At 32.2% G+C, this 12,977-nt stretch carries 10 protein-coding genes and 1 pseudogene; 7 read left to right on the forward strand and 4 right to left on the reverse strand.

What is annotated here, in order from left to right; translation table 11 throughout:
• Positions 1-54 precede the first annotated feature (54 nt).
• On the reverse strand, positions 55-261 hold the full coding sequence (locus OPR29_RS01875) for a hypothetical protein (protein WP_265025356.1): 207 nt from the start codon (positions 259-261) through the stop codon (positions 55-57).
• A 119-nt stretch (positions 262-380) separates the two neighbouring features.
• Here OPR29_RS01875 and hemC point away from each other — a divergent pair, with 119 nt between their 5' ends.
• The 4 genes from hemC to pyrE all read left to right on the forward strand — a co-directional run bounded on the left by hemC (position 381) and on the right by pyrE (position 3,973).
• Positions 381-1,259: a hydroxymethylbilane synthase gene (gene hemC, locus OPR29_RS01880; RefSeq protein WP_064085264.1), complete on the forward strand. Its 879-nt coding sequence runs from the start codon at positions 381-383 to the stop codon at positions 1,257-1,259.
• Complete coding sequence (gene murB, locus OPR29_RS01885; RefSeq protein ID WP_265024785.1) at positions 1,250-2,134, forward strand: UDP-N-acetylmuramate dehydrogenase; 885 nt, start codon at positions 1,250-1,252, stop codon at positions 2,132-2,134. Before hemC ends, murB begins: the two co-directional genes overlap by 10 nt.
• Before the next feature lie 68 nt (positions 2,135-2,202).
• Positions 2,203-3,381: a dicarboxylate/amino acid:cation symporter gene (locus tag OPR29_RS01890; RefSeq protein WP_213863765.1), complete on the forward strand. Its 1,179-nt coding sequence runs from the start codon at positions 2,203-2,205 to the stop codon at positions 3,379-3,381.
• A 1-nt stretch (position 3,382) separates the two neighbouring features.
• The gene (pyrE, locus tag OPR29_RS01895) at positions 3,383-3,973 is read left to right on the forward strand and encodes an orotate phosphoribosyltransferase (protein ID WP_213863764.1); all 591 of its coding nucleotides are present in this window, start codon (positions 3,383-3,385) and stop codon (positions 3,971-3,973) included.
• Positions 3,974-4,054: 81 nt separating this feature from the next.
• Here the strand turns inward: pyrE and OPR29_RS01900 are convergent, their stop codons facing one another.
• Positions 4,055-4,243, reverse strand: a complete 189-nt coding sequence (locus tag OPR29_RS01900; protein WP_017531751.1) for a hypothetical protein — start codon at positions 4,241-4,243, stop codon at positions 4,055-4,057.
• A 223-nt stretch (positions 4,244-4,466) separates the two neighbouring features.
• On the opposite strand from OPR29_RS01900, the pseudogene tnpA reads away from it, so the two are divergent.
• A pseudogene (tnpA, locus tag OPR29_RS01905) lies at positions 4,467-4,885 on the forward strand (IS200/IS605 family transposase).
• Between the two features lie 16 nt (positions 4,886-4,901).
• Here tnpA and OPR29_RS01910 read toward each other — a convergent pair.
• Positions 4,902-5,333, reverse strand: coding sequence for a hypothetical protein (locus tag OPR29_RS01910; RefSeq protein ID WP_250147183.1), 432 nt, complete (start codon positions 5,331-5,333; stop codon positions 4,902-4,904).
• Positions 5,334-5,487: 154 nt separating this feature from the next.
• Between OPR29_RS01910 and ligA the strand changes: the two genes are divergently transcribed.
• Positions 5,488-7,443: an NAD-dependent DNA ligase LigA gene (gene ligA / locus OPR29_RS01915; RefSeq protein WP_213863763.1), complete on the forward strand. Its 1,956-nt coding sequence runs from the start codon at positions 5,488-5,490 to the stop codon at positions 7,441-7,443.
• Between the two features lie 104 nt (positions 7,444-7,547).
• Here ligA and OPR29_RS01920 read toward each other — a convergent pair whose 3' ends face one another.
• The gene (locus tag OPR29_RS01920; RefSeq protein ID WP_265025357.1) at positions 7,548-8,741 is read right to left on the reverse strand and encodes a hypothetical protein; all 1,194 of its coding nucleotides are present in this window, start codon (positions 8,739-8,741) and stop codon (positions 7,548-7,550) included.
• A 706-nt stretch (positions 8,742-9,447) separates the two neighbouring features.
• On the opposite strand from OPR29_RS01920, the gene OPR29_RS01925 reads away from it, so the two are divergent.
• Entirely contained in the window at positions 9,448-12,876 is a 3,429-nt protein-coding gene (locus tag OPR29_RS01925; protein WP_265025358.1) for an ankyrin repeat domain-containing protein, read from the forward strand.
• Positions 12,877-12,977 lie beyond the last annotated feature (101 nt).

Raw genomic sequence — 12,977 nt, forward strand, 5'->3', positions numbered from 1 at the left:
ATTTTGTCAATTGCAAGGTAAGTGCATAAACCAAGTGTTAAGAAAATAACTATGCTAAGTAGGTATGTGATTAGCAAGAAATTTATTATAACTTAAATCTTTCCAACCGAGAGGACTAGATAGAGAGGGGTGAGAGGAAAATCTGGGAATTGCTACTACTGCACTTAATGCTGTTAGAATAATAGCGACAGTAGTACATACAAGAGGTAAAATATTCTTTTTATTAAATCTGCCATTAGAATCTTTTAAAATATCAAACATACATACTCCTAGATTACTAAATGTTCGTGATACTAAGGGCTAATTGTAAAATGTTCAATAACTAAATTGGAGATAATAAAAAATGGGCATAGAATATAGACATATAATATGAAGGATATATGCTAGTTAAAATAGGTACGAGAGGAAGCGACCTTGCGATCATCCAAGCTTTGGAAGCAAAACAAAGATTATTAGAGTCTTTTCCTAATCTATCCGTTGAGATCATTAAAATCAAAACTTCTGGTGATAAATATGCTAATGTAACCCTTGCTGAAATAGGAGGTAAAGGACTGTTCCTCAGGGAGATTGAGGCTGAATTACTCAAAAATAATATAGATATGGCGGTTCATTCGCTAAAAGATGTACCTGCGTTTTTCTCGAAGGACTTAACAATTCCTTGTGTTTTAGAGAGGATAAGTCCATGTGATGTATTTATTTCTCATAAATATAAGAGCCTAAAAACTTTGCCACAGCAGGCTACAATTGCAACTTCTTCAATAAGAAGAAAAGTTCAGCTGTTAAATCTCAGGCCAGACTTAAATGTAGTGACACTGCGTGGAAATGTGACAACTAGACTGCAAAATCAGAATTTTGATGGAATGATTTTAGCTGAAGCAGGGCTGATAAGATTAAAAAAATATCACTTAATTACAGAGGTATTGCCACCAAAAGTCATGTTAAGCGCAGTAGGGCAGGGGGCAATTTGCATTCAATGCCGAAAGAATGATATAAAAGTTATCGATCTTTTAGAGAAAATTAATAATAATATGTCTTTTATAAGGGCAAAATCAGAGCGCAGTTTCATGAAGACAGTAAATGGTTCATGCTTTACACCGCTTGCAGCTTTAGCAGAATATGTGAGTGAAAACATGCTACATCTTTATTGTATGTTAGCGGGCGAGAGAGTTATATACTTTACTGAACGCACTTCGTTTGTAGAAGATGCAGAAAAAATGGGTATGGATGCAGGATTAGAGTTAAAATCAAAATGCTTATAAGCTTACCTAAAGTATGTGGAATCTACCGTTATAATGTTTCAATGTCTAAAATGACTTGGTTAAATGTTGGTGGCCAAGCTGATGTACTATTTAAGCCACGTGACATTGAAGATCTAATGTGCTTGATAAAAGATGCGGAGTTACCAATTAGCGTTATCGGTGCAACATCCAACATAATAGTGCAAGATAGTGGCATTCGAGGAATAACGGTGAAATTAGGTAAGGAATTTGCGTATATTAAATGTAAAGATAATAGCTCCATAGTTGCAGGTGGTGCTGCACTGCTTAGTAACCTTGCATACTTTGCCGGAGAACAGCAAATTAGTGGGCTTGAGTTTCTTGCTGGAATTCCAGGAACAGTTGGCGGTGGGGTAGAGATGAATGCAGGTGCATATGGTAGTGATATTGCGAGTGTTGTAAAATTTATAAGGGCAGTGAATCTAGAAGATGGAAATTTATATGAATTCTCCAGCGAAGAAATGGGATATTTTTATCGTGGACATAGTCTAAAAGGCAGGTGGATTTTTATTGAAGCTGAATTTAAAGGAGTAAGTTCAGAGTATGAGCTTATATTGCAAAGATTGAAAGAAGTTATTGATAAAAAAAATAAAAGTCAACCAGTAAGAGGAAAAACTGCTGGTTGTATATTCAAAAATCCAATAGGCTGCAAGGCATGGAAACTGATTGATGAGTCTGGCTGCCGAGGATTAAGTAACGGTAGAGCTAAAATTTCTAAGAAACATTGTAATTTTCTACTCAATTACAATAATGCAACTGCACTTGACTTAGAAAACCTTGGCAACAGAGTACAAGATGCAGTAAAAGATAAATTTAACATTGAACTTGAGTGGGAGATAAGAGTGTTAGGTAGATAGCTGCTGCTGATTATCTTAACCTAATTCCAAAAATTATTGTATAATATTATTTTGAGGTTTTATTTTCAATGCGCAAACTTGCAATATTCTTTTCTATACTATTTGCAGTTGTCGCTTACTATTTAAATAATGAAGTGATATTTGAAGTAGCAAAGCTATTTAGTGATATATTCATCAGTTTGTTGAAATTAATCAGTTTACCTTTGGTTTTTCTATCTATCGTATCCACAATTTCAGGGCTTAAAGACTCAATTGAAATTAAAGTATTACTTAAGAAGACGCTGTTTTATACGCTGCTTACAACCATTATAGCTGCATTTGTTGCGCTATCTTTCTATTTATTCATAGATCCAGTAAGAAAAAATTTCATAAGTAACACAATAGAAAGTGTGAGTGACAGCAACCACAATTACTTCTCATACTTAAAATCACTCATTCCATCAAATTTTGTGCAAGTTTTTCTTGAAAATAACGTTATTGGCAGCATATTGATTGCTTTTTTGATGGGTGGAGCTATTATTTCGCTCTCAAAAGAAAAACAGGATATATTACACCAAATATTCTCTGCACTGTTTGATACACTTCTTAAAATTGCTCAAGGGTTGTTAAAGTTTATTCCTCTTGCTGTATGGTCTTTTATCACATGTTTTTTATACGAGTTAAAAGGTGGCAGCGAATTCCATAGTCTTTTTTGGTATTTTGCTTGCATAATGTCTGCAAATTTCGTGCAAGCATTTGTGATTTTACCACTACTCATGTGGTATAAAGGTATATCACCAATTCAGACGCTAAGGGGAGTTATGCCGGCACTCATACTGGCATTTTTTTCTAAATCATCCAGTGCGACACTACCGACAACCATAGACTGTGTGCAAAATCAGCTAAAAGTGCCAAAGAAATTGTCATCTTTTATTCTACCAATATGTACAACTATCAATATGAATGCGTGTGCTGCATTTATTTTAATCACAGTGATGTTTGTTGCGGAGATGAATGGGCACACATTTTCCTTAAGTGAGATGTTCATATGGATTTTCTTAGCTACAGGAGCTGCAATTGGCAACGCTGGAGTGCCGATGGGGTGCTATTTTATGGCAACTAGTTATTTGGTATCAATGAACGTTCCTTTGTACATTATGGGGCTGATTTTACCTATTTATACAATCATTGATATGTTTGAAACTGCAATAAATGTTTGGTCTGATGTCTGTGTAACGCAGATAATTAATAAAGAATGTAAAACTTAGAATGATACTAGACAATCCGATAATAAAAGAGTTTGAAGAGGCTGGTGCGATTTTGCACGGACATTTTGTACTCTCGTCAGGGCTGCACAGCAACACTTACATACAATGCGCTAAAATTTTTGAAAATCCAAGCAGAGCAATGAAGGTTTGTGAGCTATTGGCAAATAAAATAAGAAAAGAGCTTGTTGAACCCATAGACTTAATACTATCTCCTGCAATTGGTGGAATAATTGTGGGTTATGAGATTGGTAGACAGCTTGGAATCCGAACAATATTTTGCGAACGTGTTAATGGTAAATTTGAATTACGCCGTGGATTTGAGATTAAACAAGGTGAGAAGATATTACTAATTGAAGATGTGATTACCACAGGTAAATCTTCACTTGAAGCAGTAAAATGTGCAGAAGAGAAGGGAGGTAAAGTTGTTGTTGAAGCTTCTTTGATAAAGAGAAGTAGTGAAACAAAACTACCTTTTTCTATTATATCTTTGATTGAACTGAACATTCAAAACTATAGCGAGAAAGAACTGCCAAGTGAGTTAAAACAATTACCCATAACGAAACCTGGGAGTAGAGAATATTTAACAAAGTAATTCTATATAGTATATTTTCTCTTGGTTTAGCTAAGGGTTTTATGGGTTTTTTAAATTTTGCCCATAAAACCCCTTTCATGATTAAAAATACACTAAATCTTGGTTTTCACATGTTTCATCTCGTGCAGCAGAAAACAATAAGTCTGCACTCTCATTCAAACTATTTGCAGCAGTCTTTAAAACCTCAGATTTTGCTTCTATAAGTTCGCATTCAATCTTGTCTATTCTTGTATCCAAATCCCTATGTGCATTTTCGATTAACTTATTCATTTCATATTCTAGAAATTTGCTTGATTTTTCACTTTGTTCAGTGAGGAAATCACCTATTTTGCTTGTGATTTCAGGTTTGATAAGACTTTCAATTTTTCTTCAGTGTATTTTTTTACTGCTTCTTCTACCTGAGTTTTTATTGTCCCAAATTTGGGAGAAAAACCCTGGACTTGAAGTCCATCCTTTTAAGAATATAATTTTAAGGTGAAAAATCTGAAAGAATGTGGAATATTATAGAAAAAGCAGTCACTCTGTATATATATCACATAGTGTGGATAACAAAATATCGATATCCAGTACTAGTTGGAGATATTGGACAGAAAGCTAAAGAAGTTGTACAAGAAGTATGTGCAAATAATCAAGTAGAAATTATCAGAGGTAGAGTTGCGTCAAGTCATGTACACGTATACGTTTCTGTACCCCCATACTTAAGTATTAGTAAGTTAGTGCAGTTAATAAAAGGAAAAAGTTCCAGAAAAATCCAGCAAAACTTTCCAGAGCTAAAAAAGAGATATTGGGTTGTGGGCAGTAGGCTACTTTGTCAGGACTAGCGGAAATGTAACTGACGAAATGATAAAAAATTATATTGAAAATCACTCTAAAAAAGAAGATAAATTTGGTGACTTTCAAGTCGAAAGTTAGCATTCTATGCTCTCTCTCAATCTTTGGATTTTAATCCATAGTGGTTGAATTCTGGCTTTAGCAAATCTGCAACTTCTGGTCCTACTTTTTTCACTGCTTTTTCAGCTGCATTTTTTGCTGCTTTTTCAGCGTTTGCTTCTACTGACTTTACTGTCTTATCAATTGAAGTCGATATTTTTTTTTCTATTTGATTAGCTTTTTCGCTAGCTATTTTGTTAGCTTTTTCTTCAGCTAAAGTTAGCATTTTTCCTTCTATTTTTTTTACTTCATCTTGAGCTGCTTTTCTAGCTTCTAGTTTTAAATCGTTACCCATTTTAGATATTACTTGATTCGCAGCTTCTTTTGCTGTTTTGCTTATACCAAGAATTTTATCAAACATTCCTGCACGATACACTTGAGAGCCGAAGTTTGATTCGTCAGCCAAATTTTTGTAATTGTATTCTTTCATAATGTACTCCTTAATTTAAAAACTATACTAACATTAATATACAAGTACAAAAATTATATTAATATTAGTATTGCTTTTCAGGGCAGTAGTATAAATTTATAGTACCTTTTGAAAAAATTCATGACTTGACGGCAAAGAGCATTATATTGGTATCATGACTGACTTGGAAAAGATGAGAGAAAAACTGCAAAATCAAATTAATTATCATAATATCTTATATTATCAAAAAAGTAAGCCAGAGATAAGTGATGCTGAATATGATGAACTGAAAAAAAAGTTAGCTGCAATAGAGCCAGAAGCTTATGCAACACAAGATAGTGTTGGTGCTCCGCCTGATGAGAGATTTTCTAAGGTGGAACATCAAGAACCTATGCTTTCTCTTGAGAATGCTTATGATGAACAAGGTGTAGAAAAATTTTTGTCTAAAATAAAGAGATTTTTAATTGCAGATGAAATAGAGATATTATGTGAGCCAAAAATTGATGGATTGTCATTTTCTGCAATTTATGAAGATGGGAAATTTGTTAAAGCTGCAACTCGAGGTGACGGTTTTGTAGGAGAGGATGTAACTCACAATGTTGCAACAATAAAAGGCTTTCCTAAGTTTTTACAAGATGTGCAAGGAAGACTAGAAGTAAGGGGTGAAATATATATCAGTAACAGCGACTTTTTAAAGTTAAATGAAAATAATGAATTCGCTAATCCTCGAAATGCAGCTGCTGGTTCTTTAAAGCAATTGAATGCGAACATTACAGCAAAAAGGCCTCTTAGATATTTTGCTTATTCTTTAATTGGTGGAATAGAGAAAAGTCAAAGTGAAGTACTAGAAAAACTTGAGAAACTTGGTTTTTGCGTAAATGAGCATCGTTCCTTAACAAGTAGTTTGAATGGAATGCTAAAGTTCTATAACGAGATCTATGATTGTCGTTATAACTTGGATTATGATATCGATGGGATAGTCTATAAAGTGAATGATTTGGTGCTACAAAGTCGTCTGGGAAGTACACACAAAGCGCCACGCTCAGCGCTTGCATATAAGTTTTCTGCGATTTATGCGAAGACAAAGTTAAATAAAATATTTATACAGGTGGGTAGAACGGGGGTTTTAACTCCAGTTGCAGATTTGGTACCAGTTAATATTGGCGGAGTGCTAGTTAGCAGAGCAAGTCTACATAACCAAGATGAGATAAAACGTAAAGATATAAGAGAAGGAGATGTTGTAACAATTAAAAGAGCTGGAGATGTAATTCCTCAAATTGTCAAAGTAGATGAAGGTTCTCGTCATGCAAATATGCCTGAATTTGTGTTTCCTGACATATGTCCTGAATGTGGTAGTAAAGTGCAGATTGAAGGAGTTGCAGTAAGATGTCCTGAAGAATTTAATTGCAAGGCTCAAATAGTAGAAAAACTAAAACATTTTGTGTCAAAAGATGCATTTGACATTGTTGGCCTTGGTGAAAAACAAATAAAGTTTTTTTATGATCTGGAACTAATAAGACAAATTCCAGACATTTTTATTTTAGAGGAAAGATTAAAAGAGTTTTCCTTAAAAGAGCATCATGGTTGGGGCGAGAAGTCAATAGCTAATCTATTAAGTGCTATACAAAGCAGAAGAGTAATCTCTCTAGATAGGTTCATATTTTCTTTGGGTATCAGATTTATCGGCCAAGTTGTAGCAGAATTGCTCGCAAATTATTATGTATCTTATGATAACTGGTATAATTCGATGTCATCAAATGATGTTGAGTTGGTAGGTATAGATGGTATAGGAGAAAAAGTAGCTGAATCTTTAAAATCGTTTTTTTCTCAGGAACGTAACATTAAAATGTTAAATGATCTTACTGCATATCTGCAAATTCTTCCCGTGAGCTCCAACTCTAGCGATTCTTTTTTGAATAACAAAATTATAGTGTTTACTGGTAAGCTACGTGCTATGAGTAGAGGGGAGGCAAAAGTAAGAGCTAAAGTTTTAGGGGCAAAGATCAGTTCAAGCCTTTCTACTAAAACTGACTATTTAATTGCAGGAGAAGATCCAGGTTCAAAATATAAAAAAGCAATGGAATTGGGTGTGGAAATTTTAGATGAAGAACAGTGGAACAGATTGTGCTAAACACAACTTAATCTGACGGGAATGAATTAACTGATAGAAGAATTGAAAACTAATATCAGACTCTTATTTAATACAATTGAACACTCCTTGCTCTTTATAAACAGTTATGCAACAAAGCAAGTTAAATAGCTAAGCACCCCTCTAATATATGATTTCTCTTTAACTTTTTCTAAATATGGACTAGGTAATTCTTCCTTATCTACAGATTCGAAATCATCTTTCTCAAGAAACAACTCATGTATTATTTGTGCTAGTATCATAAAGTCTTTCTTTTTAGGGGACTGAACAAAGCCTGGATATTGCTCATCATGTGCAGTTTTTTCATAAACAGATTGAATGAAAGTAGATATTCTTTTTTCTAATTTTCTCAAATTTTCTACCAATTGCTTTTCCCCTGGTAAAGGTATTTGAAGCTTTTTTTGCTTTAACACCTCCTTTTCTGATATGTGACCAGAATCGTTAATAAACTTACGTGTTATTTGCTCTAACCTTTCCAAGTCTATTTCTGTATTATAATAAGAAAGAGCTGGATAATTTTCATCTTGGCACAGCTTATTATGATAATCAGAAGCTTCAATAAACTTATTTACTATTTCTTTTAATTCTTGTAAATCATTTAGCTTTTGATTGAAATCAAGATATTTTTTCAACTCCATCCACCACTCATATTTAGCAGATTTTTCTTGTTTTTCTATTTTATTTTCTAGCTCTTCTACTACTTTGCTATCTGCAAATGCTTTTATATATATTTCTTGAATAACAGAACAGAAATTTTTTTTAGAGAACTGTCCTGTACATATATAATTAATGGTCTGAAGACGCTCATTTTTTATCGAGTATGTTAGTATATTAACTAAACTCTTTAAAAGAACTTGCTGCCCTTCCGGATTGTTTTTTATATTCTTTTCAACTAAGTTCAACATTTTTTTTATCAGTCGTTTATTATCAATTAATGAGACTATAGCCAAAATTGTTTCGATCTGCCCTACTTTTCTACTAATGATCTGATTAAGATTTTTTTCATTGAGCTTGGCAATATCATTGCTTACAAGTATAAAGGCATTTTTATATATTTCCCGAATAATTGAGAATTGTGAATCAGGGTACTCGCGCCTATTTCTAGTAGATTTTTGTGTAAAATGTTCGTATAGGTTTGTAACAATTGAAACATCTGGTTTATTTATAGCTTCCCTTAAAGAAAGAACTAACATTTTCTTTAAGTTAGCTTGTTTATCTATATCAATTAAAAGTCTAGGATCACTTTCTACAGCTAATATCTTTTTCCACCATAAAGTCATAACTTTTTTATTAAAATAATATAGCTTAATTATTAACTATATCTATGAGAAAATCAAGAATTATGTATTTTTTTATATTTTATATAGGATTATTAATATTCACTTTAGTTTCAGAAACATACTGCAAATTAGAATCATAAAAATCTTTAATGTTCATTTTTCCAAAAACGCAAAAAAAGTACCTACCTTTATGAAAACAAGCCTATAAAAATATGGTTGTAAAAATGGAAGCCTAAAATCATTGCAACAAAGTTAGGCAAATTGGTTCATATGTAAATTTAGTGAAAGTAAACCAATATAGCTGATTTCATGGTATAGCAAAATCACTATATTGAAAAGTTTATATGGTACACCAATTGATTCTAAAAAAAATGTTTTCACACTAACTGGTTTTGGGTGCTGGAAGTGACCAAATTACTTAAGTTGTTTAATACTGAATGAGTATAAATTTATTTTCTTCTACTAATCGTACATGGCCCAGAGTGGACAAATGGGAAGATTATACTATTAAAGATCTATAATATTAGAGCTCTGCCTAAAAAGTAAATTCATTAACTTTTATTCCACAACTTTGCAGTATTACTTATTTAATGATGAGATAAGAATTACGTATTAATAAATAATATAGGTTAATATAATAATAGAAATATTGATATATTAATAATATTATTATACTCTTAATATAATTAAGTAATTAAGAGAAGTTATGAGTATTGTATTGTTTTATGAGAAGTTTAATGATGAGGCTTTAGATAATGGTAAAACTCCTTTAAGGGGAAAGTTTAATGAAATAATTAAAGATTTAGAGGAAAATAACAGTACAAGCCAAGGGAATATAAAGTTAATAAAAGGTGATGGGAATATTGAATATTTTCGAGCTAAATTAAGTGATAGTGACAGATTACTCTTTACAGGTATAAAGATTGATAACAAAGATGCTTTTGTTATTTTAGAAGTAATTCTGAATCATGATTATCATAAGTCTAAATTTTTAACAAATAGAGAAAAAATAAAAAACATAGAAATAGTAGATAAAAACAATGAAGAAATTTCTGATAATGTAAGTACATTGGAGATTGAAGATGCTCCACAAGTTAGTTATCTCGGTAAATTTATTACTTTTAGTGCAAAGCAAGAAGATATAGTTGAAAGGGTTAAATTACCTTTAGTTATCAATGGAGCTGCTGGAAGTGGAAAGACATCAGTGGCTTTAGAGAGCCTAAAAAGGATAAAAGAGAAGTTTGAGGGAGGAAAAATTCTATATATTACCAAATCCGAAAATCTTGTAAAAGAATCGAAAAAGTTACTTGAATACGAATACTACGATGATGAGTTCAAGATTGCTGCTCCAGAAGAAATTGATTTCTTATCTCTTCATGAGTTTCTTGAAAAGCAAGCAGAAGATATAAAAAGAAAGAAGCCAATCAATAGAAGTAAGTTTTTTTTATGGTTCAACGAAATATGCAAAAAAGATAAATTTAAAAAGTATAAAAAAGACGGAGATAAAATATTCGAAGAATTTACAGCTGTGATAGGTGGAAGAAGCTTATTAGGAGAAGATGGAAAAGATAGGTATGCTAAATTAGGAGACAGACAATCTATGTTTTCTGTAGACGAAAGGAACAGTGTTTATGATTTTTTTAAAGAGTACAGGAAGTTTATAGAAAAAGATTCAGAGTATTATGATCCTAATCTTGTTACTAATAAGTGCATTACAGAAGGAATGTATGATGCGATTGTTGTAGATGAAGTTCAGGATTTAACTGAGAGCACATTAGATCTGGTGTTAAAGAGTTTAAAAGATGAGAATAAGAGTAACTTTTTACTATGTGGTGATGTTAATCAAGTAATACATCCTAGTTTTTTCTCTTTATCCAAGTTAAAATCTTTTCTTTGTCAAAATAGATATATAGTTGACCAAGGGTCAGAAGTTTTTTATACCCTTGAGAAAAATTATCGTAATAGCGAGCAAGTTATTGAATTTGCCAATCGTATACTACATCTTAAGAATTATTGTTTTGCTTCAGAAGATAAAATAACAGTAGACAACGCTTTTCTCATGAAGAGTGAGACTAAGAACAAAGGGAACGTTGGCTTTATTATTGATGATAAAAAAGAAGAAATAGCAAAAAAAGTAAATGAATCTATAAATTGTGCTGTTTTAGCTCTGGATGATGAAAGTAAAAAAAGTGCACGTCAGTTATTTGATACTCCACTTGTGTTTAATATACATGAAGCCAAAGGCTTGGAATTTGAAAATGTGATTCTTTACAAGTTTACATCATGTAAAGCTTATAATGAAATATGGAATATAGCATGTCCAAATAAAAGTGAGGGGGAGATAGATAATACTATTAATAGAATTCGTGATTCATATAACGAAAGGGAAGTTAACACTTCAAGAAATAAGGATAAGAAAGATAAGTCTTTGGAGAAATATAAATTTTATATGAACGCTCTGTATGTTGGAGTTACTCGTGCTGTTGATAGTGTATATATTATAGATGATGAGAGTAATTTATTGAAAATAATAGAGCCAAGGGAAGAAGGTAATGTAAATATTGAGCAAGAAGAATCTAGTCCTGAAGAATGGAGAAATAAGGCACTAGAGTTAATAGAGAAAGGAAACATAGAGCAAGCAGAACTTATAGCAAGAAAATTGCAAAACGAAGGAAAAAAAGAGTATGCTGAAGAGATTATGAATGTATTGAGAGCTAAGGGGTATCATGAAGAGAATCAGATCTTGGATAAGAACAAGTATACAAATTCAGTGTTAGAGAGTGATATAAGTTCTAGGTCTTCACAAAGCTCAGAACATGAAGGAAAAGATGATGATATTATCAAGCTTCAGAATGAAAATAATCAAAATAAAAAGAAGAAAGCTAAAAAATATCATCAAGTTCAAAAGGTAAAACCACAGCTTTCTTTAGAAGATAGTACTAATAGAAAACACAATAGCAAAAAGCCTCATAATGAAAAGCGTGAACAGAACCAAGGTAATGATCAGGAGAAGGAACCATTAAAGAAAAATAAGGAGTTAATGAGTGTAATATGTAGAGACAATATAAACCAATTTAAAAAAATGGATATATCCCAATATAGTGAACTAGAAATATTCATTTTAGCTTTTTCTAAAGCTAGTTTTAAAATAGTTAAATATTTAGTTAAGGAAAAAAAATCTATTATTGATGCTAGGAATAAGAAAGGTTTTACTTTTTTACATCTTGCAGTACGCATGGGTCATTTGGATATAGTTAAATTTCTTGTGAAGGATTGTGAATTTGATGTTAATGCTAAGTCTAAGGAAGATGTGACTCCTTTACATTTTGCAGCACTCATGGGTCATTTGGATATAGTTAAATTTCTTGTGAAGGATTGTGAAGCTGATGTTAATGCTAGGACCAAGAAAGGTTTTGCTCTTTTACATTTTGCAGCAGGAGAAGGTAAAAATAATGTAGTTAAATTTCTTGTGAAGGATTGTGAAGCTGATGTTAATGCTAGGAATAAGGAAGGTTTTGCTCCTTTACATTTTGCAGCAAAAAATGGTCACGTAGATATAGTTAAACTTCTTCTCAAGAACAAGGCTGATGTTAATGTTAAAACTAAGGAAGGTAGTACTCCTTTGTTATTCGCACTAGATTGTAGACATTTCGAAGTGGCTGACCTTCTGCTTGCTGATCCAAATATTAATGTTGATTCTATAAAAGCTGCATCTATTAACAAGGAAAATAAAGAAGGCAAAGAAAAATTTTCTCAAAAATTGCGACAGGATTATAATTTGTTTCAAAAGGTAAAAGAAGCATCAAATGAAAAGGATAAGGGTAAGCTAGATGAATTGCTTGTAGAGATAGAAGAATTACTGGAATCAAAAAATAAACATGGTTTCAAACCAAGCTTAAACTACTCTCCAGATGGTAATAATGAAAATACGACTATTGAAATTGCTATTCAAGCTGGTGGAAAGTTATTAGATCTTTTATATGCTTATGCTAAGAAGAATATAGGTACAGACACTGAAATATTTAAACGACTCAAACATGCTAAAGAAAACTCTCAGTCTAAGAGAGATCTTTGTGATGTTTCTGTTTTAAAACATTCTACTCCAGATCAAGGCTTTTTGTTTAGTAATGGTTAATGCTTCCTTCTATAATGCAAAACCCATACTTACCCAACCTAATCAATTACTTGCAATCTGGATTCCAGTGGGCTTTGTTGCACAGCTCTTCGGATAGTGGG

The organism is Wolbachia endosymbiont (group B) of Pammene fasciana, assembly GCF_947251495.1.
Lineage (GTDB): Bacteria > Pseudomonadota > Alphaproteobacteria > Rickettsiales > Anaplasmataceae > Wolbachia.

Excerpts from the sequence above, each read along its gene's own strand:
- OPR29_RS01875 (WP_265025356.1), bottom strand. The coding sequence starts at position 261 with ATGTTTGATATTTTAAAAGATTCTAATGGCAGATTTAATAAAAAGAAT.
- hemC (WP_064085264.1), top strand. The coding sequence starts at position 381 with ATGCTAGTTAAAATAGGTACGAGAGGAAGCGACCTTGCGATCATCCAA.
- murB (WP_265024785.1), top strand. The coding sequence starts at position 1,250 with ATGCTTATAAGCTTACCTAAAGTATGTGGAATCTACCGTTATAATGTT.
- OPR29_RS01890 (WP_213863765.1), top strand. The coding sequence starts at position 2,203 with ATGCGCAAACTTGCAATATTCTTTTCTATACTATTTGCAGTTGTCGCT.
- pyrE (WP_213863764.1), top strand. The coding sequence starts at position 3,383 with ATGATACTAGACAATCCGATAATAAAAGAGTTTGAAGAGGCTGGTGCG.
- OPR29_RS01900 (WP_017531751.1), bottom strand. The coding sequence starts at position 4,243 with ATGAATAAGTTAATCGAAAATGCACATAGGGATTTGGATACAAGAATA.
- OPR29_RS01910 (WP_250147183.1), bottom strand. The coding sequence starts at position 5,333 with ATGAAAGAATACAATTACAAAAATTTGGCTGACGAATCAAACTTCGGC.
- ligA (WP_213863763.1), top strand. The coding sequence starts at position 5,488 with ATGACTGACTTGGAAAAGATGAGAGAAAAACTGCAAAATCAAATTAAT.
- OPR29_RS01920 (WP_265025357.1), bottom strand. The coding sequence starts at position 8,741 with ATGACTTTATGGTGGAAAAAGATATTAGCTGTAGAAAGTGATCCTAGA.
- OPR29_RS01925 (WP_265025358.1), top strand. The coding sequence starts at position 9,448 with ATGAGTATTGTATTGTTTTATGAGAAGTTTAATGATGAGGCTTTAGAT.